This is a genomic window from Fulvivirga ulvae, from assembly GCF_021389975.1.
Taxonomy (GTDB): Bacteria; Bacteroidota; Bacteroidia; order Cytophagales; family Cyclobacteriaceae; genus Fulvivirga; species Fulvivirga ulvae.
Genome location: NZ_CP089981.1, coordinates 5,207,172 through 5,232,188 on the forward strand (window position 1 = coordinate 5,207,172; position 25,017 = coordinate 5,232,188).

Annotated in this window: 15 protein-coding genes; 3 read left to right on the top strand and 12 right to left on the bottom strand. The window is 40.4% G+C overall.

All coding sequences use genetic code 11. The features are described from left to right. The first annotated feature begins 1 nt into the window (after position 1). The 3 genes from LVD17_RS21995 to LVD17_RS22005 are packed head-to-tail and all read left to right on the top strand — an operon-like array spanning position 2 to position 2,645. Positions 2-1,333 carry an FAD-binding oxidoreductase gene (locus tag LVD17_RS21995; protein ID WP_233761347.1) on the top strand — a complete coding sequence of 444 codons (1,332 nt, stop codon included), beginning with the start codon at positions 2-4 and terminating at the stop codon, positions 1,331-1,333. Next, positions 1,330-2,061, top strand: a complete 732-nt coding sequence (locus LVD17_RS22000) for an SDR family oxidoreductase (protein WP_233761349.1) — start codon at positions 1,330-1,332, stop codon at positions 2,059-2,061. Before LVD17_RS21995 ends, LVD17_RS22000 begins: the two co-directional genes overlap by 4 nt. Beyond that, positions 2,058-2,645, top strand: a complete 588-nt coding sequence (locus LVD17_RS22005) for an HAD family hydrolase (RefSeq protein ID WP_233761351.1) — start codon at positions 2,058-2,060, stop codon at positions 2,643-2,645. Before LVD17_RS22000 ends, LVD17_RS22005 begins: the two co-directional genes overlap by 4 nt. Here the strand turns inward: LVD17_RS22005 and LVD17_RS22010 are convergent, their stop codons facing one another. The 12 genes from LVD17_RS22010 to LVD17_RS22065 all read right to left on the bottom strand — a co-directional run bounded on the left by LVD17_RS22010 (position 2,646) and on the right by LVD17_RS22065 (position 24,349). Then, positions 2,646-3,698: an acyltransferase family protein gene (locus LVD17_RS22010; protein ID WP_233761353.1), complete on the bottom strand. Its 1,053-nt coding sequence runs from the start codon at positions 3,696-3,698 to the stop codon at positions 2,646-2,648. Continuing rightward, complete coding sequence (locus LVD17_RS22015; RefSeq protein WP_233761355.1) at positions 3,695-4,162, bottom strand: hypothetical protein; 468 nt, start codon at positions 4,160-4,162, stop codon at positions 3,695-3,697. The genes LVD17_RS22010 and LVD17_RS22015 overlap by 4 nt, the downstream gene beginning before the upstream one ends. After that, positions 4,159-5,586 carry a GMC oxidoreductase gene (locus LVD17_RS22020; protein ID WP_233761357.1) on the bottom strand — a complete coding sequence of 476 codons (1,428 nt, stop codon included), beginning with the start codon at positions 5,584-5,586 and terminating at the stop codon, positions 4,159-4,161. The genes LVD17_RS22015 and LVD17_RS22020 overlap by 4 nt, the downstream gene beginning before the upstream one ends. Before the next feature lies 1 nt (position 5,587). Next, positions 5,588-9,973, bottom strand: a complete 4,386-nt coding sequence (locus LVD17_RS22025; protein ID WP_233761359.1) for a fibronectin type III domain-containing protein — start codon at positions 9,971-9,973, stop codon at positions 5,588-5,590. Positions 9,974-10,267: 294 nt separating this feature from the next. Continuing rightward, positions 10,268-11,677 (bottom strand): PorP/SprF family type IX secretion system membrane protein, encoded by a 1,410-nt coding sequence (locus tag LVD17_RS22030; protein WP_233761361.1) that lies wholly within the window; start codon positions 11,675-11,677, stop codon positions 10,268-10,270. Positions 11,678-11,691: 14 nt separating this feature from the next. Next, positions 11,692-16,983 (bottom strand): PKD domain-containing protein, encoded by a 5,292-nt coding sequence (locus LVD17_RS22035; protein ID WP_233761364.1) that lies wholly within the window; start codon positions 16,981-16,983, stop codon positions 11,692-11,694. A 119-nt stretch (positions 16,984-17,102) separates the two neighbouring features. After that, the gene (locus LVD17_RS22040; RefSeq protein WP_233761366.1) at positions 17,103-18,833 is read right to left on the bottom strand and encodes a hypothetical protein; all 1,731 of its coding nucleotides are present in this window, start codon (positions 18,831-18,833) and stop codon (positions 17,103-17,105) included. Then, positions 18,788-20,674 carry an asparagine synthase (glutamine-hydrolyzing) gene (asnB, locus tag LVD17_RS22045; RefSeq protein WP_233761368.1) on the bottom strand — a complete coding sequence of 629 codons (1,887 nt, stop codon included), beginning with the start codon at positions 20,672-20,674 and terminating at the stop codon, positions 18,788-18,790. The genes LVD17_RS22040 and asnB overlap by 46 nt, the downstream gene beginning before the upstream one ends. 9 nt (positions 20,675-20,683) lie before the next feature. After that, positions 20,684-21,589 (bottom strand): glycosyltransferase family 2 protein, encoded by a 906-nt coding sequence (locus LVD17_RS22050; protein WP_233761370.1) that lies wholly within the window; start codon positions 21,587-21,589, stop codon positions 20,684-20,686. Next, a complete protein-coding gene (locus LVD17_RS22055) occupies positions 21,586-22,770 on the bottom strand; it encodes a glycosyltransferase family 2 protein (protein ID WP_233761372.1) in 1,185 nt (394 codons plus the stop codon). The genes LVD17_RS22050 and LVD17_RS22055 overlap by 4 nt, the downstream gene beginning before the upstream one ends. A 31-nt stretch (positions 22,771-22,801) precedes the next feature. Further along, entirely contained in the window at positions 22,802-23,950 is a 1,149-nt protein-coding gene (locus tag LVD17_RS22060) for a sugar transferase (RefSeq protein WP_233761374.1), read from the bottom strand. 3 nt (positions 23,951-23,953) lie between these two features. Further along, on the bottom strand, positions 23,954-24,349 hold the full coding sequence (locus LVD17_RS22065) for a response regulator (RefSeq protein ID WP_233761376.1): 396 nt from the start codon (positions 24,347-24,349) through the stop codon (positions 23,954-23,956). Between the last annotated feature and the right edge of the window lie 668 nt (positions 24,350-25,017).

Sequence of the window (25,017 nt, forward strand, 5' to 3'; positions counted from 1 at the left end):
GGTGGACAGAAAAATAAAAAATTGGGGGAATTACCCGGAAATAATCAGCAATGTAAAATCCTTTGACACTTCAGGGATGGTTGAGGAGCTGTTTAAGGAGGAGAAACACTGGATAGCGCGGGGAATGGGCAGGTGTTATGGAGATGCTTCCCTTGGCGAAAACGTACTTTCAACCCTAAAATACAATAAAGTCACTTTTTTTGATACGCAAAGTGGTATAATAGAGTGTCAGGCAGGTTTTACGTTAGATGAAGTACTTCAGCTCGCTGTTCCCAAAGGCTGGTTTCTTCCTGTAACACCCGGAACCAAATTTGTTTCATTAGGTGGTGCTGTGGCTTCTGATATCCACGGAAAAAACCACCATAAAGAGGGCTCCTTTTCGCGACACACATTAAGCATAAAGGTATTATGCGGAGATGGAAAAATATATAACTGCTCCAAAACGGAAAATGCTGATCTGTTTGAAGCTACCTGTGGAGGGATGGGGCTTACCGGAGTTATACTTTCGGTCAGATTTCAGCTCAGGAAAATATCTACTTCCTATATAACTCAAAAGCAGATTAAAGCGGCAAATCTGGACGAACTGCTGATATTGTTTGAGAAGTATAAGGAGTACACCTATTCCGTGGCGTGGGTTGATTGCCTTGCCAGAGGAAAGCATTTTGGACGAAGTATTTTAATGCTTGGAGAGCATGCAGAAATGAATGATCTAAAGGGAGCAAAAGCAAAAGCCCCGTTAAAAGTCCATTCAGAAGCAGGTTTAAATATTCCTTTTAATTTTCCGTCTTTCGTACTGAATAAGTATAGTATTAAGTTATTTAACTTCGCATATTATCATAAAAACTTTAAGAAAGTTCAGGAAAGTACTACACACTATGATGGCTTTTTTTATCCATTGGATAATATAAAAAACTGGAATAGAATGTACGGAAAGCCTGGTTTTTTACAGTATCAGTTCGTATTGCCACTAAATCAGGTAGAGGGGATGAAACTAATCATGAATAAAATAGCCGAGAAGAAGCAAGGTTCATTCCTATCAGTCCTTAAAGTATTTGGCCCTCAAAATGACCTTATTTCTTTTCCGGAAGAGGGGTATACACTGGCTCTTGATTTTCCTATGACCGGTAGTCTTCTTAAATTTCTGGACGAACTGGACCAAATCGTACAGGATTGCGGCGGCCGTATATACCTTACAAAAGACGCCAGAATGAATAAGGAGTTTTTTCATAAGTCATACCCTCGTCTTGAAGAGTTTATTGACATTGTAAATAAATATAACCCAAACACTGAATTCAGGTCAGTGCAATCAGAAAGACTTTCAATAACCAGATGAAAACAGTTTTACTACTAGGAGCAACCTCGGATATAGGCCAGGCGCTGGCTGATAAGTATGCCAAAGAGGGATACACTGTATGGCTTGCAGGAAGAAATACCAATCATATGCAAGATATAGCCGCCGATCTGAAAATAAGGCATGAGGTTGCTGTAGAATATTATAAGTTTGAGGCCCTGGATTATGTCTCCCATCAGAAATTCTATACTGATCTGCCTGGTATTCCTGATATTACGGTTTGTATTTTTGGATACCTTGGTGATCAGGAAAAGGCCGAGTCAGCATGGGACGAGTGTCAGAATATATTAGACACGAATTACAAAGCTGCTGTATCCATACTCAATATAGTGGCCAGTAGCTATGAAGAAAGGTCGGTTGGTACTATTGTCGGGATTAGTTCTGTTGCAGGTGACAGAGGCAGACAAAGCAATTATTTTTATGGAAGTGCCAAGGCAGGTTTTACGGCATATCTTGCAGGGCTAAGGAACAGGCTCTTTAAGCATAATGTACATGTGTTAACAGTGAAACCTGGTTTTGTCGATACAAAAATGACTGAGCATCTGGAATTGCCCGCCCCGCTAACGGCTCAGCCATCAAAAGTAGCAGGAGCAATATTTAAAGCTGTTAAAAAAAGAAAGAACACCATATATGTATTAGGGATATGGTGGTTGATTATGACTATCATTAAATCAATCCCTGAACCAATTTTCAAAAGACTTAAACTTTGAGAAAGTTAGCGTTATTTGACTTTGATGGCACTCTTACTACAAAAGATACCTTTATCGAGTTTATTAAATTTTATAGGGGAGCTTTCAAGTTTTATCTTGGCTTTATGCTACTCGCACCTATATTGATTTTATATAAGTTGAAGGTAATTCCTAACTGGAGAGCCAAGGAGTATGTTATTACTTATTTTTTCAAAGGTGAATCAATAGCCCACTTCAATGAAAAGGGGAGAGCCTTTGCTGAGGAGTTTATTCCCGGCATGGTGAGAAAGAAAGCCCTGGATAAATTTAATCAGCATATTGCCCAGGGAGATTTGGTTATGATAGTGAGCGCTTCGGCAGTGAACTGGGTGAAGCCATGGGCGGATAAAAATGGTGTGGAGCTGATAGCTACTAATCTTGAAACAAAGAATAACCGATTAACCGGTAGGATACTGGGACGAAATTGTTATGGTTCAGAAAAAGTTTCCCGCATCGGCAGCCAGATTGATATCAGAGACTATTCGGATATCCATGTTTATGGAGATAGTAGGGGAGATAAGGAGATGCTCGAACTTGCCACTCATCCCTTTTACAGAAAATTTTAACTAGCTGCCAATAAGAAGTCTGCTATACCTGGGAAATACTTTTTTAATGGCAATTACGATCATAATGGAAAGCCCGCTAACCAGAGCTGTATAAAAAAGAAAGGTAAGAGGTCCAAGTTTAAAATCAGGTTGGATTAGTTTCATGACCATTTCGCACGCTGTAATAACATAAAGATGCACGAAATATATACCAAAACTATAATCTCCCAAAGCTTTTAAAATGAGACTGTCCCGGTTTAGTACATAGAACCCCCTGAGCAGAATGATACAAAGCAGACTCACTTTTAATTTTGAAAAGTTAAAAGCAAAATAAGGTGCGGTACGGGCGACTTCAAATGAGCTTAACTTCGGAATAGCTATAATATTTATAACTTCCAATGTGGCTATAGTACAATAGATGATAACCAATAGAATCGCCCATGACGTCTTTAAGTTTATGAGCTCTTTCCTGTATCTTGCGGCACCCATTCCAAATATGTAAACAGGTAAATAATGGATAAATGAATCTATCGTATTAGAAAAGAAACCAAACCTGTAAGTAAATAATCCGGCTATAAAGAGTACCGGAAAAATGAATTTGTAAAAACCAGGCCGGTCGATCCTTAATAGCAGCGGAGATATTAAATAGAAAATGACTATCATCGGAATAAACCAAAAAGGGCCCAGATGTTTACCAGTGGCAATCATATACAAAGCCTGGAAAATCTTTGGTTGATCAACAAGGTTTTCCGGCAGCCATACCGGGGGTATTTTCGAGTAAAGATCAATAATTATGGCTGGGGTTGAGGCTATTAGATAGGGTAGTATAACATATTTAGTTTTCCTTTTTAAATAGGAAGAGTACTCATACTTGCCTTTCAGGTACTGAAACAGGAAACCCGCTATGAATACAAATAAAACCGTACCATTATCAAGTAATGTGATAAAAACATCTCGAAATATGGAATCTTTAGGCCACCTGAAAGATATACGGCAGTGAATGCCAACAATAATCAAAATGGCAAATCCTCTGAACAAGTGAATGTAATTGAGGTAGCCTTCTTTCTTGCTCATACTTGCTGAGGATAGTATAGATTAGAAAAAGGATTGGAGCAAGGACGCAAATAAGGATTATAAAGGCCAATATAAGTTACTGTTTTGCCAGCGTCCATTTTGTTAATGAAGAAATCTGTGGAGAGTAAAAAGTCTCCAACTATATCACTACGGTATTGCATGTACTTATACTTGTATGGGAAAGTTGGTAGAATGCTATCAATCAAGAAACTAAAGCGTACTAACTGTTTCTTTTTCCAGTCAAAAAATTTACTTTGCCAGTGTCCTTTTTGCTCAGCTTCCCTGACAAAAGTTTTAAAACTGGCTTCATCTACCTTCAGGTGCGACAAATCTTTTTTTAGCATTTTAATGACCACAGTATGAAAATCAAGAATGGCAACAGAACCAACTACTATTGCCACTATGGTCAATAAAATGATCCATAGAAACTTTCTCCTTGATATTTTTCGCGTCCTGTCCGTCATAGCAAATACTTGTCAGCTGCTCTTAGCGAAAGTGCAGATAAAGTCAACGTAGGGTTGGAAGGAGTGATTGATGGATATGAACTACTTCCCAGAACAATGACATTTCGGTATTTATGATGAAGCATATTTCCGTCGATTACACTGTCCTCTGAAGTTAATCCCATCTTGGTTGTGGAGCAAACGTGGAACTCAGTTTTTTGACTATAACTGTCAATTTCTACCCTTTCAATGGGTAAGAACCCAAAGTATTTGTCTATGTCATCGGGGAGCCTGGCCATTCCTCGTTGAGCATAGTCAGAATGAGCATTATAGACCACTTTGGGCTTTCTTTCATCTTCTGACAACACAACCTTATTTTCTTTTTGAGGAATATCCTCATATATAAATTTAAAAATGGATAGCTTTCTCCATTTACCCGCTTCATTTCTTACAAAAGGAGTGTTAAAGCTCTCAATGATACATGCCGCATGATTTTTTCTGTGTTCTCCGTCGTACATCATGTAGCCATTTGCAGAAATAATGGAGCTACCTCCAACGTTATCGAGATCATTGTAATATAATCTGGCAAATACTCCCAGCTGCTCACATATTCCTGCGCCCGTATTTGGATTTGAGTCACCGGAGTTTAGCAGGATATGTGCATTAAAAACTGCATTGGCCCCAAGTACAATGGTTTCTCCATCAGCTTTCTTTTCCGAGTTTCCCTTGATATAATGAACGGACTTAGCCAGGCTATCTCCTGTATCGAGGCCTATCACTTGTGCCTCATATTCTATAGTGATTCTTGCGTCCTCATAAATATAACCCAGCCCATTTTCTATAGTAAACTTAGCGTTTACAGGACATAGATCGCAGACCGAACTGGAACAGCATGCACCACGGGTTCCAATGGCTCTGCTAGCCCTTGCAGTAGGCTGACTGATATATTGGTTTCCATATTTGGATTGCAATAAACTATCAACTGTGCTTAGCTGATGTGCGGGCAGAGGGTATGGTGATGTTTTAGGGAATGGCGTTTCTTCAGGTCCCGAAATTGCCATTATTTTTTCAACTTCAGTATAATAAGGTTCAATATCTTCATATGATATGGGCCAGTCCTGTCCTACACCATATAGAGAGTTCATTTTAAAATCATTGGGAAGAAAGCGAGGAGTACAGCCCGTCCAGCAATTTGAACTTCCTCCGAAGTTTGGATCAAAAACCCAGATTTTGCCGGCATCAGTAGAGTAAGTTTGACCGGCTTTTTTTATTTGTAATTCCTTTTCACCCCGTTTTAGGGCTAGTCTTTCTGAGTAAGGGTGGAATTTACCTCTTTCAAGTACTAATATTTTTTTGTTGGAACCGGCTTTTTCCAAATAAGATTTAAGGAAAAAAGATGATGCAAAACCGGTTCCAACTATGATCAGATCATACTGGTCTGTCATATTATCTTATAATAACGCGTTTCTGAGATTTATTATTTCCGTCCGATATTTCTACAATGTAAACCCCAGTGTGCAAATTATTTCTCGCATCTATCGTTAGTCCCTCTAATAGTGTATTCGGATCAGTTTCAATTAGCAATGAGCTTTTGCCCATTACATCAAAGAAATTAATGCTAACTCTATCCGACTCTGATGCTATATAGCCTTTAATATTGATATTGTTAGGGCTTGCAGGGTTTGGATAGACAGTTAGCTCATCAAAATTGTTTTTGAGTGTGACCCGAATAACCTTTGAATAACTAAAGCCGCCATCAAAATCCACTTGCTTGATACGGTAATAAGCTAAATTGAGAGGCTTGTAATCTGTAAATTCATAGTTCACGGCACTGGTGGTTGTACCTGATCCATTTACTGTACCGATCTCTGTAAACTCGTTGATGTCTACTGCTCTCTCCACTGAGAAATATTCATTATTGAGTTCGCTGCCTGTGATCCAGTTCAAGTTAACACTGTTACCATTGATAGTGTAGGAGAAATCGATAAATTCAACAGGTAGCGGACTGTCACTAAGAGTTTCCACGGTGATTGGATCACTATCTATGGAAGTATTATTAGCTCCATCACGAGCAGCGACACTGAACATATATTCTGTTTCAGGAGATAGCCCTTCAATAGTAACTCCATTGCTGACTGTAGAAACAGTTTCAGCCTGTGTACGAGCTGATGAACCTATTCTTGAACCGCTACCCTCTGAAGCCAGAGCATAGGATACAATGTATTCAGTTACACCGACATTATCCACCGAATTATCCCATGAAAGCGCAATCTGTGTATCTGTCTTGGCTCTGACCCATAGGTTTTGTGGAACAGATGGAGCAACTACGTCTGCAGGTGAGGTTGCACCGGCCGTATTTGAAAAGCCTGATGAACCATAGATATTCACTGCTTTAACCCGATAGGTAAAGCTTGTGCTGGGAGATAGCTCCGCGTGAGTGTAGGCTGTTTCTCCGTACCCTGTAGTGTGTACTATTTCATAACTTCCGCCTGATTCTGACGCGTATACCTCAAATTTTGGCATATAAGGGCCAACAGTTTTTAGTACTTCTGTCAGTATGTAATAGTGACCCGAGCTGTTCAGATGAGTTCCATCACCTGAATCAAATTGTGCTTTAATTCGGTTATCATTACTAAAGTCAGTCAGGTAATCATAAATATCAATAACTCTGTCATCTAATGAAGCTCTTACAGCGTCCGCTTCGGTTTCCAATAGATGTCTTTTTGCTGAATTAGTATTGAAATTCCTGGGCTGTGTGGTGGTAAAGAAAATCTCCACATCCTGCGCAGAGGCTAAATTCAGGAGCTCATTGTAATGCACCACAGTGGTTGAGGCATCAATATTATCAGCAACATTATTCGATGGAAGATTAACTATAATAATATCTGGATTTAGGGCCAGAGCAGCGGTTATATTGTGACTTGGATCTGCAAAATAGCCTCCTCCGCTTGTGCCTGTTGCTCTTACATGGTATGTATTTAAGCCATTAGCAGCAAGATTAGTTAAAGTGTAGTTGGCATTATTAGCTAGCATAGTACTATCCAGTCTTTCAACCCAGCTTTCATTTGCTGCAACTTCAGCCCCATACGCTGTTGATGATCCAAGGACTACTATGTCGGTTGACTCATAATCCCAATTCAGATCTATACTGAATTCGGTGGCATCGGCATTAGCAGTCAAATTAGTAGGAGTATCAGGAAGGTTTTGCTCTGGCATATACCCACTTTTCAGGGCACTGTCCGGAATTTGTTGTTTGTTTATACCGCTTCCCGTAGGGCCTCTGTAGGATACCTGCAAATTGTGTCCTCCCGATCTCTCAAAATATTTGACCGTAATAGGGTGAGCACCTGCCGTCAGGCTAATTGTACCACTTCTCTCAACACTTCCATGAAGACCATCATTATCAACCACTTTAGTACCTCCAATCCATAATTGGCTACCATCATCTGATGTTGTGTAGAATGTATAAGTGCCTGGTGTAGTTATGTAAATATAGCCAAAGAAGTCAAAGGCAAAATAATCATCATCTTCTGTATAGTCCTCTCTTACGGCTATTCTAAAATTAGGGTGAGCACCATTGGCATGAAGTGCCCAGTCTGAGAAATCTTTAACTACATCCCAGGTGCCTCCGGCAAAAAGATTAAAATATAACCCTTCAAGTACTGTGGTAACCGAAACAGCACTACTAGGACTTGATGCATTTCCTGCGTTGTCGTAGGCAACTACATAAAAACTATAAGTTTTTTCTTTTTCAAGTCCGGTAACTGTTGCAGTGGTGTTTGAAGTTGTAGCTGCCAGTGTACCATCCAGAAAATAAACTTTGTATTGCGTAACACCTACGTTATCAGTTGAAGGGGACCATGATAATACTACCTGATCGGTATGAACGGTGAAGTATTCATCAGCAAGGTTATCTACAGTAACGTTTATGCGGTGCTCAGTATAGGCAAAGTTGTCAAATTTAAAATTACCGGGAGCCGTAGGTTTTTGGCTGTCGGTCAATGTTGTGGCCGATGCAACCTCAGAAGGAGAAGAAGGGCCGTTTGTATTATACGCTCTTACTTTATAGTAATACGTGGTAGCACTATTCAAAGCTGTGTCAGCATACAATAACTTATTTGGAGTAGTAGTAGTTACCCATGAGAAATTAATGCCGTCAGTACTTCGGTATACTTCAAAACCTAATTCATCGTCTGATTTATCCTGCCAGTAAACATTTATGGACGTTGCTGAGCTGGCAGAGGCATGTATGTTGTCAGGCGCGGCGGGTAATGATCCCAAATAAGGCTCGTTAGATACATATATTTTGTTGGATTCAAAGCCTTTGCACAGTCCTTCATCTTTCACTACCAATGAGTATGCTCCGGGATCGGAAACTGTAATGGCATTCAATGTAGAATCATGTAAGTACAGAGTTCCGTTTTTATACCATTCATAATAGATTCCCTGTTCATCAGTAGACAAAGTTACCTCAGTACTGCCATCTAAACCAGGTAAAGCAGTGCTTCCTTCTGCTATGATTTTGGCAGTTGGACGAGGTTTCTCGGTTATTGTATATGGTTCTGACCATTCAGTCCATTGTGATCCTCTTCTGAATCTTACCTGGTAGCTGGCAAAATCATCAGCTATTATTTCGTTGTCCCTTTCAGGAGAAGGGGCTACCGCGGTGGTAACACCATCTTTTATTTTACGCCATTCATATTCATCAAAACCTTTGGATATACCTAGCCTTACATTGACTTCATCTCCCTCACAGACGGCTTTAACACCATAATATCCGTGAATAGTTAGCTTACTATATTGTAAAAACCATGAAAAAAAGTCAGGTTCTGCATAGGCTGTATTCCAGACACCATGTCCCAGGGTAGGGTAGAGGGTGTAGCGAGGCGTACCTCCAAGATTTTTTATCTTATTAAGTTTTTGTTCTGTTGATGATGGCTTGGGTCTGGTATCTCTTCCTCCCTGAAACTGCCATACCGGCATGTGAATCATTGTAGTGTCCGGTGAGACCACATCTGTGTCAAATGCACCGTGGTCTCTGTGACCTGACATAGGAGCTGCCGCTGCAAAAAGATCTGGTCTTGAGTTAATAAGCATCCACGTACCTTGAGCACCTTCGGATAATCCGTGTATATATATTTTGTTCGGGTCAATGGGATATTTTTTTATAAGCTGCTCAACCAACGCAATAACCCTTCCTGTCCAGGTATCCAGCCCCGGGCCGGGATTGTATCCATTTTTATTTTGAGGAAATACTACAAATCCTGGCCAGTGTCTTGGGTCTGAAGAGTTTCTGTTAATGGCTTCTACATGCTGGCGGCCACCGTGCTGTAGGTTGTGATCGTTGTTCCACATTCTGGGGTCATTTTCGCCATAACAGTTTCCTCCCCAGCAATCGCCTCTTTCACCTGCTCCATGCATAAAAACAATAAGCGGTTTTAAATCGCTGCCTAAGGAATCGAAATCCGTAGGATATGCAATCCGATAGTTTAACAACCATTTATTATTTCCCTGATTGAAACCACCATTCCCTGATTTTGGAAGTAAATCTACCTGATGAGGGTCGGTTATCCAATTTGAGTTAGTAGGATGACGGAATAGAGTAAAATCTTTATATTGAGAAGAGTTGAAACCAGTCATGGCACCGCCATTGTTCGAGCCATAATAGGTTCCACGCACCAAGGTGTCTTGTTTGAGCTGAGGGCTGCTAGAACCGTCCATTCTATAGCTCATAGTACCCGGAACTATGTAATAATAATCTTTTGGCACTTGCGCTGACAAGGCCATTGAAGCCAACAGTATAATTAATACGGTAGTAAGATTTCTTTTCATTTTGTACGCCGTTTAGACAACCTTAATGAGATAAACTTTTAACTCACGGACAGATGTAATATTTAAAACTGTTTTAAAAGCTTTTTTTAGAGGCTTTTTTTAGTATTTATACTTCTTTAGATTGTAAAAGTAAACAATTTCTTCTAATACTTAAATTTTTAACTTAATAAGTTGCTGTCGTTCGTCGAATTTCTGTTGATTATCACCAGGTTGTAGAACTTTAAAATAAAACACGAAGTAAATTCATTTGTTCAAACATGCTGAGAGAAAATTTTTAAGCCTGATAATCATGTATTATTTAATGTTTAAAATCCATGCTTCGCGGAATTCAAATTCGTATATTTTCCTTATTTGTTCTCTCACTTTTGCAGCAGAATCGAAGTCTTGAGTGTGTTTTATATACACATAATTCAGACCCGTCGCCGGGTTAAGCCCGATAGAAACATAGTAGCCTGAAGACCTCACTCGCGTCGCATATGACTCTGCATTTTGCTTGCTTTGATAAGCACCTACCACCACATAATAGCCGGGACCGAGCTCTCCGGGTTTTATAATTCGCTCATCTTCTGTTGGTGAGGTATCTTCATTTACAGGTTCGGCAGTATTCTCACTTTCAAGTTCAGTTATATTTTCTTTTTTTACTACCTGGATATTTTCTTCCTCTTCCTCCTCATTGTGGTTTACAGCATGAACTTCAGATTCGGTGGACTCTATATTTTCTTCATTATCCTCTTCGGGCTCTTCTTCAACCTTTTGAATACTTGGTATATCATCAACTTTTGGTGAGGGGATAGCTTCATTGCTGACAATGGTATTGTTTTTTTGTCTTTTATTCCTGCCTAGCTTTATACCTACCTGAAATTCATGGGTACCATTGCTTAATTCGGATGATGTTGCTGCGGGGGCAAATTCATAAGCATATCCAATTCTGATAAACTCATTGATATTAAAGCCTGCAAACCCATTGGCTCCCTGTTCTTCCCTATACCCACCACCAACCCAGAACAGGTCATTGTATGTTATGGCCGCGAGCCCGCCAAGCTGGTTAACGGATTTTTCATCGCTCTGATAAAAAACAGTAGGTTCCAGTGTTAATTTTTGACCGATGTCAAACTTATACGAAACAGATGAAAACGTGAGTTTGGTTGCTTCAAGTCCGATCTCTTCAAAATTTTCTTCCTGAGCAAATTGAGATTCCATTAACTGGGGTAAAGCAAAACCCAGCGTCAGCCGGTTCATAGTAAAGTTTACACCAAACTGTCCTGAAAAATAGAAGCTTTTATCCAGTGCGTTGGCATAGGCCGGGTCATTGTTAACAAATTCAATCTCATTTCTTCCCACGCCTGCCGTAAGGCCAAAAGATAATCGGCTGGCAGAGCCAAGTTTAATATTATAGCTTAATCCTGCAGTGGTTTCATATGTCGTGATGAGTCCCAGCTTATCACTATATAATATCAGTCCTGCAGCCAGTCTCTCAGATAAGGGAGTTTGGATATTTACATTAGTCGTTACCGGTGCACCTTCTATACCAACCCACTGCTGGCGGTGATTGATATTGGCCTCGGTATAACCGGACTGACCAATAAAGGATGGGTTATAAAGCGCCGGATTAAAAAAAAACTGATTATATGACGGAACCTGTTGACCAAGGACACTTATGGTTGAAAGAAAAAGTAAGGCAATTAGTGAAGTTATCTTTCGCATGGTTTTACTTCTTACTATCTTATCACTGTTATACTTCCTGATGCAGATGTTTTATTATCACATTTTAGGATGTAAAAATAAACGCCATCTGGTAATTCCTGACCATTTAACTGTGCTTCCCAGTTATTTTGGTAGGAGACTGTTTCATATACTTGCGAACCTTTTCGATTATATATGTAGAGATTACATCCCTCATATTTACTCAAATCAGGATCGAGAATCCATGTGTCGTTTTCCCCATCACGATTAGGGCTGAACATTTTCATTGGAAACTGAAGGTCTGTTAATTGAGAAATGACTTCAATATTAACCCTGTCACTACCCGAAAGACCTTGGTTGTCGGTAATTGTTAATTCAAAGGTATAGTCACCTTCTTCCAACGCGGCCACAAATAGCGAGTCTGAATCCACGCCGTTTAGTTGAACCGTTGCACCTGTTATCTGGGTCCAGACATAACTTTCAACAAGGCCCGGATTTGTCATTCTTCCAACGAGCAGGGTGCTGTTCTCAGGAAGAATTACGATCTGATCCTGACCGGCATCAGCGGAAGGTGGGGTGTTTTCGGTTACATCCGGAGATGTTACCACTACTTTTACATTGTCAGAATCCGCAAGACCACCGTCATCTGTCACTTCCAATGTAAAAATATAGACACCTTCAATAAGCCCTGACACGGATAGGTTGGCCGTATTTGCTCCCGCCAGAGTTGGTGTATTAGCTCCGCTAACCATAAACCAGTTATAGCTGTCGATTATTCCGTCGGGGTCTGTTCCAGAACCATTGATTACAATACTATTTGTCGGTAATTCTAAAAATAAATCCTCTCCGGCATTTGCAACAGGTGTTAAATTAAATGAAGAGGGGAGAATGCTGACTTTTACCTCGTCGATCCCCTCTGCTCCATCGTCATCTGTAACTGTCAGGCTAAAGATATAGATACCTTCAACAAGGTCTGATAAGTTAAGCGTTGCCTGATTCATATCACTGAATGTACCCGTAGGACCACTGACTTTATCCCATTGGTAACTTACAATTGTTCCATCCGAATCATTTCCTGAGCCATTTAAAACTGTTGTATTAGTAGGAAGCTTAATAATCTGATCGGCACCTGCAAATGCTATTGGGGCGACATTAGCATTTTGAGGCAGAATGGTTACCAGTACATCGTCAGACCCTACAGCACCGTCGTCATCAGTGACGGTAAGCCGGAATACATAGCTGCCTTCCACCATATTTGTTACGGTTAATTGAGGTGTGTTCTGATCTGTTAGTGTTGCTGACGGTCCGCTGATCTGACTCCATGCATAGGATACCACCGTGCCATCAGGATCACTACCTGAACCATAGATAATGGCTGAATTTGTTGGTAATACCAAAGTCACATTCGCTCCTGCATTGGCTGTCGGCGATTGGTTTACTGTAGCGGGTAACACTGTAACAATTACTTCATCCGAGCCACTCTCTCCATCATCATCTGTTACAGTAAGTCTGAATCTATATATGCCTTCCAATAAATTGCTGGCTGTTACGGTTGGGGTAGACGTGTTAGTTAAGTTAGCCGCGGGGCCGCTTACTTTTGTCCATAAATAAGTAGTGATTGAGCCGTCTATATCACTCCCTGAGCCGGCAATGTTGATGGTATTTGTAGGAAGTATCAAAGTTTTGTCCAGCCCTGCATTAGCGGTGGGTTTTTGATTGACTGTTTCTGGCTGAACAATTACATTGACATAGTCATCATCACTCGCCCCGTCGTCATCCTGAACGGTTAAATTAAAAGTATATGTGCCCTCTACCAGATCACTGACCGTGACGGTAGGGTTTGAAGCCCCTGACATGGTAGCTGCGGCCGGACCACTTATCTGGCTCCATGAATAGCTGACAATAGTACCGTCAGGGTCGCTGCCAGCTCCCACAATGTTAGTACTGTTCGTCGGAAGGATCAGTGTTATATCGCTGCCCGCCTTGGACGTTGGAGATTGATTTACTTCGGCAGGATTTACTGTAACAGTTACATCATCACTGGCAGATGCGCCATCATCATCCATTACCATAAGTGTAAAAACATAAGTGCCTTCAACCAGGCCAGACGCCGTGAGTGTTGGCGTTGTATTATTTGATAAAGTACCTGTAGAGGGACCACTTTTCTTAGTCCAGCTATATGAGGCAATGGTGCCGTCTGTATCGGATCCACTTCCTGAAATGGTGACAAAGTTAGTGGGCAATGTGATAGACAAATTGGACCCGGCATTAGCAGTAGGGGGCTGGTTAGTTGCCTCGGGGTGTACTGTAATAATGGCCTGGTCCGATTTAGAACCGCCGTCGTTGTCAGTAGCAGTGAAGCGTAGGGTATATGATCCCGCAGTAAGACCGCTTACTGTAACAGTGGCAGTGTTCTGATTGGTAAGGGTAGCTACAGGGCCGCTTATAATACTCCAATTGTATGATACAATGGTTCCATCGCTATCATTCGCCGTTCCTGTAAGGTTGACTGTATTGGTAGGTAACGTTACCGATTTATCAGGTCCTGCATTAACAGTAGGGAGTACATTGGACGCTGTGACTATTACCTCGACATCATCCTGAGCGAAATCCCCGTCATCATCTGTTGCCCTGAACCTGAAAATATATGTACCTGCGGCCAGACCGGTTATGGAAATAGTATTTCCGCTAACTGTAAATGCAGCTGCAGCTCCACTCACCTGAGTCCATAGTGTTGAAGCAATTGTGCCGTCACTATCCGTCGCGGTACCTGTAATGTCTACATTATTTGTTGGTAGTACAAGGTTAACATCGGCCCCGGCATATACAATGGGAGGAGTATTTAAGGCAGCTACTGTTACGGTTACATTGTCAGAGCCTGAAGCACCCTGGTTATCTGTAACGGTAAGTTGAAATGTATAAGTGCCCTCAATAAGGTTGCCGGCATTTAATGTGCTGGTGCCAGCTCCCGAAAGCGTAGCAGTTGATGGGCCGGAAACCTGTGCCCATGCATAACTGGCAATCGTGCCATCCGGATCTGTTCCGGAGCCATTTAAAACCACCGAATTGGTTGGAAGCGTTATATTCTGGTTTGCACCTGCTTCTGCCACCGGAGATTGGTTAACTGTGGCAGGCGCAACACTCACAGTAGCATTATCAAAATGGCTGGCTCCGTCATCATCTGTTACAGTTAATCGGAATACATAGGTTCCGGCTACCAGATTATTTGCTGTAAGTGTCGCGGTATTTTGACCTGAGAGGGTAAAAGTAGCAGGGCCTGAAATTTTTGTCCATGCGTAGCTCGCGATGGTTCCGTCGGAATCCGAAGCGTTACCGTTTAAAATAACCGAATTGGTAGGAAGTGTTATGTTTTTGTCAGGACCAGCATTGGCAACAGGAGCCACATTTGGAGGAACCGATACCACGGTTACCTGGACAATATCAGTGTCCTGAGCACCATCATCATCAGTAACGGTTAATTGAAACTGGTATGTGCCTTCTACAAGGTTTGATACGCTTGCCGTTGCAGTACCTGCATTGGTAATCGTAGAGGTTGATGGTCCGCTGATCTGCTCCCATAAATATGTAGCAATCGTTCCGTCGGTATCAGTGGCACTTCCACTAAGATTTGTAGCATTGGTAGGAAGTGTAAGAGTGATGTCACTTCCCGCATTAGCTGTAGGGTTTTGATTGGCAGCGATGACCGTAACCAAAGCATTGTCCTCTCCGGTGGCACCATCATCATCTGTTACAGTAAGTTTGAATTCGTAATTTCCCTCAACAAGGTTTGTTAAACTCAGTGTCGGTGTATTTTGATTTGCCAAAGTGACGGAAGGGCCGCTAAGTTGAGACCATGCATAAGAAACCACAGAACCATCACTATCACTACCGCTGCCCGCCAGGGTTGTACTGTTAGTGGGCAGATTGATGGTTTTATCAGGACCTGCGCTTGCACTCGGAGGTGAATTAATAGCGGCAGGGTTAACAATTACATTGATCTCATCAAAGGCGGTGGCTCCATCATCGTCTGTAACGGTAAGCCGAAATTTGTACGTACCTTCCACCAGGTTGCTTGCAGTCAATGTAGCATTGGCAGTACCAGTAGTTGTAGCCGTTGATGGGCCCGATTGTTGGGTCCAGGCATACATTGTTATACTGCCATCTATATCGCTGGCTATACCCGTGATATTGGTACTGTTAGTGGGTAATGTTATTGTTATGTCAGGGCCAGCATTTACCGTAGGGGCAACATTAATGGCAGCGGGGTTTACAGTTACAGTCACGTCATCGCTTGCAGTATTTCCTCCATTATCGGTTACTGTAAGCCTGAAAGTATATATGCCCTCAAGCAAGTTGTTTGCAGTAAGGGTGGCTGTATTATTATTGACCAGCGTAGCAGATGAACCGGAGATTCGGGTCCAGGAGTATGAAACAATTGTTCCGTCGGGGTCACTTCCTGATCCGCTAAGCGTAATGCTGTTGGTCGGTAAGGTAATGGATTGATCAGGGCCGGCGTTGGCTGTCGGATTTCCGGACAATGACTTGGAAAGCATCCATTCGTAAAGATTAGGGTTATGGTAGGTATGTCCTGTGTTGTAGGCCCTACCCCAGGAGTTATGGCCTACACCTGCATATGTTGTAAATATTAATTCTGCGGTTGGGGCCGGTGTTGTACAGTCCTTTATCGCATTGAACATGGCGAGTCCGCTGGCGTATCCAACAGTTTTGTCCTGGTCTCCGTGAAAAGCCCAAAGTGGTATTTTTCGTTCTGAGATTACACAACCCTGATTGGTATCGGCCCAGGCAGCAATGGGAGAAATGGAAGCCAGCCTGTTAGGATCATTAACCGACATGTATGCATATTTATAGACTCCATTTGATCCGAGGCTCAATCCTGTGAGATGTATCTGGTTCAAATCAACTCGATAATTCAACGGGCCGTTAAGAACATAGTTGAAAACTTCGTCTATAAATGAAACTCCCCATGAAGGTTTGCCTCCTGGCAATTGAGGAGCAATGACAATAAAGCATTTCTCAACTCCACCCACTGTAAAACACATGTCATGGCCATTTTTTATTTCTTTTGGAGGGCCATTTGACTTTACTCTTTCCAGGTCAGCAGGAGAACCACTTCCTTTTTCACCTGCACCATGCAGAAATATCATCAAAGGATATTTCTTTGTCGGGTTTGATGCATAATCCGGCGGTAAATATTCCAGATACCCTGTGCCTGCAGAAGTCGTTCTAGGGGTAAACTGCGACAGACATAGTGTAGGTGTAAGTAAAAATACAAATACCCAAAGCAGTAAGTTAGGTTTGGTTTTCATGGGGTTGATAACTATTTGATAAATGCCAACAGCTATATCAATACAAGGTACAAAAAAACAAATTAATTTATTAAGTAATTGATTTAAAATTGAATTCTTCCTGTCTGGTATGAGTAAATTTAATTGCAATCATTTGATAACCAAGTACTAATGTTAACCTTGTACAGATAGCCTCCAAGCATGTCCTTAAACTTTTCGTCAGCGATGTACAGCGTCTGGTCATCCATAAATGTAATAGCTTCTTTCTGCGTAAAGCTGTCGAGGACTATTTTAGTGATTTTACCCTGCGAAAACTTTTTCCCGTCAAAACAATTAATCAACCATATTTTCCTGTGTGAAAGAAGGGCAATTGTTTGTCCGTCAGGGCTAATATCGGCACCGGTTATCCAGTTGTCATGCATAGGGCCTGATTCTAACTTTAAACTGTCCACTAGTTCTGCTTCGTAATCACCCGGAGTTGCAGGTACTTTATATACTCTGACTATACCTGTGAACGGACTTGTACGGTTTTTTGAAAATGTATAGAGAGCATTCTGATAATATACGATGGCCTCAGAGTCGTAATTCATTTCTCTTGTTGACGGGGGAAAATCTTTCTGATCAGGATAGGTAAAGCTTATGGTTTCTGCTTTTATGCGTTCGGCAGTATCCTTGGCTGATAGCTTATAGATGTAGAGTTTCTTCCTGTTATTCTCATTATTACCAATGTCTCCAATGTAAATATTGTCCTCATGATCAACGGCGAGGTCTTCCCAATCAAAGTTGGATGAAAAAATTACTTTTTTAAACCGGGTTACAGTCCCGCTGGTATCTAACTGCATGATGTAAGGGCCGTTATAGCTGTCATTATGTGCCCATAACACACCATTACTGTCTCTGATCAATCCGGATACTTCATTAAGAGAGCGGGGTAGGGGGCATACTATATCAAGTTTCGCATTGTGCTCATTTGCAGAAGATGCAATAACATTACTTTTAAGTCCAAGGCTTTTGGAGAGAACGGAGGATTGATCTTTGTTGAGTTTGTGGGATAAAAACCATTCGTAGATGTTGGGGTTATTCCACTTATGACTTAAATCATAAGCTTTTTGCCAGGAATTATGCCCGGTATTTTTATAGGCTGTAAACTTATAATCCTTTTCAAAACCATTTTTACAGGAGTCAATGGCGTTAAACATAGCCTTTCCCCTAACGAAGGGTACTGTTTTGTCATCCTCGCCATGAAATACCCATACAGGAATATTTCTTTCTTTAACTATACAAGCTTTATTAGTACTTCCCCATCCGGCTATAGGGGCAATTGCAGCAAATTTATTCTCTGCATTATAGTTACTATAGGCATAGTTCCATGTACCATTGCCACCCATACTCAGACCTGTCAGGTAGATCCTTTCAGGATCAATATTATACTCTGATAACGCGTAGCTGATAAACTCATCGACGTATTCCGGTTCCCAGAAAGTATTAGGCTGATCCAACTGAGGGGCGAGGACTATAAATGAATAATTTTTTCCCTGGGATTTAAAAGTCCCGAAATCATTATCCTGAATTTGTTTCAGCGGACCATGCTTCAGCATTATTTGCATGGATGAGTCCGAGCCGTCTCCTCGTTCGCCTTTGCCATGAAGGAAGAATATCGCAGGGCTTTTTTTTCCCTGGTGCTGGTAGCCTGCGGGTAAGTACTCCCAAAATCTAATATTTGACGGAGTAGTAGATTGTCTCGGTGTTAAATTTTGCGCATATAAGTTAGAGTAAAAAAGTAAACACCCGGCTAAACATATAATCGCCAGGCATTTATTTTTTATTACATCCATTTTTCTTTCCACAGTTGGAAAATCAATATATTCCACAGCTTCTGATGGTTAATTTCTTTTCCTGAAAGATAAGCATTTCTAAGTTCTATTACACTTTTAGTGAAAATACCATCATTTTTTAATCGGGTCTCATCCAAATACTCAAGGTAATAGTCTTTTAGCTCATCTTTAAACCAAACGGTTAGTGGTGCCAGAAAGGGTTTTTTTGGACGATCCATGATGGCTTCCGGTACATATTTGTGCACTATTGTTTTCAATATACTCTTGTTTACGCCATCTTTTATCTTATAGGAGGAAGGTAACTGGCTTACGAATTCAACAATTCTATGGTCAAGAATTGGTTCACGGCCTTCAAGGCCAACAGCCATAGTAGCCCTGTCTACCTTTGTAAGGTTATTGTCCAGAAGGAATGTCTTATAGTCAATGGCTAATAATTTATTGAGTGGATCATTACCATCATTGAGTTCCGATTCAATGTCGAAATATGTCTTTTTGTTCTGAAAATCCTTAGAAAGATATTTTCTTGCCTCTTGTTCAGTGATGAATTGGGAGATTACTTTCATGGCATGAGACGGAGATTTGTATTTCCAAATCTCTCTCATCTTTTCATATCTTGTAGAAAAGTTATATTTCTTATTGAGAACCGGGATGTTTTCCGGGGATATTAAACCCATGGCACCACTCATGAGACTTTGTGCCATTCCAGGTAGCTTGGTGAAGTTAACGGCGCGGTTGAATTTATCATAACCGGCAAAAATCTCATCACCTGCATCACCGGAAAGAGCTACCTTTACCTTTGTACGAGCCAGCTGACTGACAAGGAAGGTAGGCACTACAGAATTATCTGCAAAAGGCTCATCATAAATTTGCGGGAGCTTGTGTAGAATGTCAGCCGTATCCTTAGCAGTGCAATATTTTTCAGTGTGGTCAGTCCCCAGGTAATCGGCCACTTTTTTGGCTTCAGGGGCTTCATTAAAGGCTTGTTCTTCGTAGCCAATGGTGAAGGTCTTTATTCTTTCAGTGCTTTGAGACTGAAGCAGCGCAGTAACCGCGGTGCTGTCATAACCACCACTCAAAAATAGCCCTACCGGAACATCAGAAACCATTCGGTAAGAAAAAGCGCTCATGAGCAGCTTTTCGGTTTCTTCAACGGCTTCATCGTATGATATATCAAGTTTAGGCCTGTTATAGTGATCCACTACATCCCAGTATTTATGCTGTTGTAAATCTTTGTTTTTTAAATCCAGTCGCAGGAAATGGCCGGGCTCCAGCTTAAAAGTATATTTGAATATGGAATAGGGTGCAGGCAAATAGTTATATTGAAGAAAGAGGGCCAGATTATCATGGTCGATCTCTTTTTTAAAAGAGTTATGTTTATGAAAACTCTTTAATTCTGAAGCAAAGAGCAGGCATCCGTCTTTGTAATAATAATATAATGGCTTTACCCCGGCTCTATCTCTAAATAACAAGATTTCTTCATTGTTTTTATCATATAAAACAAAGGCAAACATGCCGATGAAATGATCCACAGCTTTCGTACCCCAGCAGTCAAAGGCTTTAAGAAGTACTTCGGTATCAGAATGTGATTTGAACTTGTATCCTTTTTGGGTGAGGAGTTCTGTTATCTCTTTGAAATTATAGATTTCACCATTAAAAACCACTGTATATTGCTGAAATTGCATTGGCTGGTGGCCCAGTGCACTAAGATCAAGAATGGAAAGTCTTCGGTGACCAAGGCCGATCTGGGCATGGGCGTTGTCTTCAAAAAAAACACCGCTGTCATCAGGGCCACGATGGATCAATTCATCAGTCATGGCTCTTAATGTCTCTTCAGATGATCGTTTATTAAAATCTATAAATCCAGCTATGCCGCACATAAGTTGCTATTAAAATTGTGGTACTTTTTTTACTCCGAAATTCCAGGTTATCGCTTTCCAAAAGACTGATAGATGCTGGTATTTACCCTTGCTTATAAAGCTTAATACGTTTTTTGGTATTGTAAAGAACATTAGAAATGTAAGAAAAATAGCATAGGAGATGCTATTTTTATTTCTACGCATAAACAAGATGCGATTTCTTGTGAGGTAGTAAGTTTTCAGGGTACTGTCCTGTCCTATAGATGCTGATACTTTATGGCATACAAGTGCTTTGGGTTGATAGTAGATTTTGTAACCGGCCTTTTTCATCATCTCGCACCAGTCAAACTCTTCGTAGTAAAGAAAATACTCCTCTGGCATCGGACCCACTTCATCTATTACTTTTTTGGGTACCATCATACCACCTCCATGAGTATAATGCGTTACTGATACCTGATCATACTGACCCTGATCCTTTTCATTGGCACCTATGGTGTCGTTCCTTCCGGTAATGGCACTTATAGGTGAATATCCTGCATATTCTATTACCCCCGGCTTGCTAAAGTAATGAAACTTCGGGCTTACTGCTCCAGCGTCATTAAACTGTCTAAAGGTTTCCAGCAGGGGTTGTATACAATCGGGAGTTAGTTCTGCATCATTGTTTACAAAAAAGACATATTCACCTCTGGCTTCTTTTATCGCAACGTTATTACCTCCGGCAAATCCCAGATTATCAGGATTCATGATAAAGTTAGCCTCAGGGAACTCATCAACAATAGTTTCAATATCACGGTTAGCAGAACCATTGTCAACAATGATTATCTCAAGGTTTTTATAGTCAACTTTCCTCAGAGATTCTAACAACTCTTTGGTTTGAACGGTGCTGTTATAATTGATGCTAACTATAGAAACCAGCGGTTCGGTTATGGGGTTCATTTTTGAGTTGGTGAACTATGGGGTGTATGAATAAATTTTTTGTTTGCACCTTTAAGCTTGAAAAGCAACAGAAACATCTTCCAGAATATACCAGGGAGCCTGAATACAGACTTTATTAGTCTGGGTCCATAGTAAGTTTTGGGAATAGCAAACATAATCCCCAGAACAGTAGAGGCCCATGTCATAAACCATAACTCGAAAGGAAAGGTTATAAAGCGTTGAAGGAAAAACAATATAAATGTTACTGCTGAAATCAGACCGAGGTTGATGAGGCGAGGTAGCTGAATGTTTCTGAGCACTGTGCTGTTAAAGTACGTTAACCTTCCTTTAAAAAGGTTTAAAACCCCTGATAAAAAATATCGCCTTAAATAGAAGTACTGACTTGATATCCATCTTTTGCGTTGATTCTCGAATACATTGGATTTCTCCACCTTTTCATCATAGATTATGGCATTCGATGCATATTTTACATTTACCCCCTCATTAACCAATCGCAATTCCAGCTCTCTGTCAAAACCGCCTATAGAGGCCATGTTTTTAAGCATGTCCTTCAATATGCCATAGCTAAAGGACATTCCTGAGCCTTTAAGGGCAGCAGAGAGGTGAAGGGCGGTACCACCACGGCCATAGATGTGGTTATTTATTTCTTCACTGAGCCCGTCAAGGTAGGAGAGGGAGTTATTTTCATTCTTAGCCGCTCTACGGCCTTGTATAGCCAAAAAACCTTGCTCATGAAGATTGTTCATGGTTTCAAGGAAGTTTGGTTCCATAATATTGTCAGCATCCAGAATTACTACATAGTCATAATCATCACCAATTCGTCTCATAGCTTCATTCATAGCCTTAACTTTGGTGCTTTTTTCAAAGGACACTTCACAGGTATTAATTGGCAATGTCTTTAGCTGATTTATTGTCTCAGGTTGAAGGGAATCTGCTATGACTATCACCTCATAACGATCGCGTGGATATGTTTGGTTGAGCGCTTCCTGCGCAACATGCACGATCACCCCATCTTCCTTATAAGCAGGTATAAGTACAGCAAACTTATTTTTTCGGGTTACATCAACCAGGGGTGGTGTTTTATAGAAAAGGCCTGCAATGGAAAAAACAAGAGTATACAGGGCTACATAGGCGAAATAGGATAGTAAAACTATCTCAATAATAATAAAGAGTATATTCAAGATTTAAGTCAGGTTTAGTTTTAAAACACTATTATACGTCTTCAGTTTGAAGAAGCGCAGTAGGCGTTTTTAGCATAATTTTCAGGTCGTACCAAAAAGAGTTTTTCTGAGCATATTCCATATCTAATGCAACTCTTTCAGCTTCAGACATTTCTTCTTTCCCTCTTTTAGTGATCTGCCACAAACCTGTGATGCCTGCAGGAGCAAGGAATCTGAGTGCCCATTGATCCTGCGTTAACTTTTCAGCTTCATAGAGCGGTAAGGGCCTGTTACCAACAAGTGACATATCGCCTTTTAATACATTGAAAAGCTGAGGTAACTCATCAAGACTTGTTTTTCTTAAGAAAGCACCCAGGCGCGTAATTCTTGGATCGTTTTTAACTTTGAAAAACAGGGCGTCATCACCGTTATTATACTGATTGAGGTGTTTGAGGTCGTTGACTATCTGGTCAGCGTCCTGTCGCATTGACCTGAATTTGTAGAAATTGAAAATCTGGTAACCCTTGCCAGCCCTTTTTGATATGTAAAATACAGGGCCTTTGGAGTCAAGCTTTATAGCAATGGCAACAATCAGTAATACCGGGCTGATGATAAGAAGTAATGTTGCTGATACTGCAATATCAAAAGCACGCTTAAGCGACCACATTTTAAATGAATCTCCGTTGTGAAGGGATGGCTTAGGTTTTATACCAACTTCCTCTTCATGAGAGTTAGATAAAGTTTTAAGCCTTGTAAGAAACTCAATACGTAGAGAAAGGTATTTGGCACTAATGTTATCTGTATAGTAGTCTTCAGCCCCAACTTTGATAGCCAGGTCACGCTCTTCTTCATCAAATTTTTCCGCAATGATAATTACAGGAATCTCTATGAGACTTTTCCTTTTCTTTAGAGATTTTATGGTCTCTACGGAATCAGCTGTAATTTTCTTGCTTATGATAATTACATCCGGAAGTTGTTCTGCCGACGAATTTGCATTATGAAGTAAGATCTTAACACCCTCGTTAATATCTTTAACGTTATGTACATCATAATTTTCAAGCTTAAGGTCCAGGCACAAATCCCCGTATTCTCCAATGAAAAACACGTTTCCCTTCTTTTTATGCTCTACTTTGGCAGTTTCCCCCATTAAAGAGCTATCATGCTTGAGAGATTGAAAATCCAAAACATAACTTTCTTTCATATCTTAATTGATTAGAGAGTTCTCCTTTCGTTTATTGGTTATAAGGTTGTCGAGCCTTTCAATAAGTTTTTCGGGATTAAAAGGTTTTACTATGTATTCATCAGCGCCTGCCTCCAAACAATAGCTTTTTGTCTTCTCATCTCTGAAAGATGAGATAACAACTACCGGGATCCCGGCATAAAGTCCGTTGGTTTTGAGATTAGTCAGAAAGTCTTTTCCATCTATTACCGGTAAATGGATATCAGTTACAATAACATCCGGATGACCAAATTGATTCATATGTTTCAGTGCATTTGCCACATTACTGAATACATCAACAATATAGTCTTTCTCAAGCATCTTCTTAATGAGCCATCTCATTGCCTCATCGTCGTCAATTACTAATATCTTTTTCTTCATTGCGATTTTCTTAAACTTACATTAAGACGCCAGCCGTACACGAGATTGTCTATCCTGGTGGATTCAACCTTTGAAATTATCAAGCCAACCATCTATTTCAAAAACTGAGAACATCAATTATAGTAAAAATTATGGACTTTTCGAAAGACAAAAGTAGTTTAATTTTATTTTACAATTCAAATTTATTTTTAAACAATTCTTATTTACCTGATTATCGTGTAGTTATATCTGCCAAATAAGTTACATATGCACGTTTATAATGGTTTTTTTACTTTTTCGTTCCACAATGTCCCACATGTATTCATCAATAGATATTTACAGATAATTTATTCCATACTCAATGATGTAAGTCATAACATGTAAAATGTACTAATGTTTTTTGCTTTCGGTTTTTAGTTCTCCATCATTTGAATTTAAATAGTAACACACTCTGTACCATATGGTTTAATTGCCTGTAAATGTTTCATTGTTTATTACATACAAAGTTAACAGCGAGAATCGACGTATCGATTACTAAATCATTAACATTAGAAAAAGGGAATGATAATAGAAGCATTTCTGACATATTCCGATCTGTTTTGAAAATTATCATTTTATAATTTAATTAAACAGTAAGAGGAGAGGTTGTAATAGTAATTCTATAAGATGCATTAAGGTAACCTTTAAGT

What these genes read in the sequence shown, in the direction of transcription:
- LVD17_RS22000 (WP_233761349.1), top strand. Translation starts at nt 1,330, where the DNA reads ATGAAAACAGTTTTACTACTAGGAGCAACCTCGGATATAGGCCAGGCG.
- LVD17_RS22010 (WP_233761353.1), bottom strand. Translation starts at nt 3,698, where the DNA reads ATGAGCAAGAAAGAAGGCTACCTCAATTACATTCACTTGTTCAGAGGA.
- LVD17_RS22015 (WP_233761355.1), bottom strand. Translation starts at nt 4,162, where the DNA reads ATGACGGACAGGACGCGAAAAATATCAAGGAGAAAGTTTCTATGGATC.
- LVD17_RS22020 (WP_233761357.1), bottom strand. Translation starts at nt 5,586, where the DNA reads ATGACAGACCAGTATGATCTGATCATAGTTGGAACCGGTTTTGCATCA.
- LVD17_RS22025 (WP_233761359.1), bottom strand. Translation starts at nt 9,973, where the DNA reads ATGAAAAGAAATCTTACTACCGTATTAATTATACTGTTGGCTTCAATG.
- LVD17_RS22030 (WP_233761361.1), bottom strand. Translation starts at nt 11,677, where the DNA reads ATGCGAAAGATAACTTCACTAATTGCCTTACTTTTTCTTTCAACCATA.
- LVD17_RS22035 (WP_233761364.1), bottom strand. Translation starts at nt 16,983, where the DNA reads ATGAAAACCAAACCTAACTTACTGCTTTGGGTATTTGTATTTTTACTT.
- asnB (WP_233761368.1), bottom strand. Translation starts at nt 20,674, where the DNA reads ATGTGCGGCATAGCTGGATTTATAGATTTTAATAAACGATCATCTGAA.
- LVD17_RS22050 (WP_233761370.1), bottom strand. Translation starts at nt 21,589, where the DNA reads ATGAACCCCATAACCGAACCGCTGGTTTCTATAGTTAGCATCAATTAT.
- LVD17_RS22060 (WP_233761374.1), bottom strand. Translation starts at nt 23,950, where the DNA reads ATGAAAGAAAGTTATGTTTTGGATTTTCAATCTCTCAAGCATGATAGC.
- LVD17_RS22065 (WP_233761376.1), bottom strand. Translation starts at nt 24,349, where the DNA reads ATGAAGAAAAAGATATTAGTAATTGACGACGATGAGGCAATGAGATGG.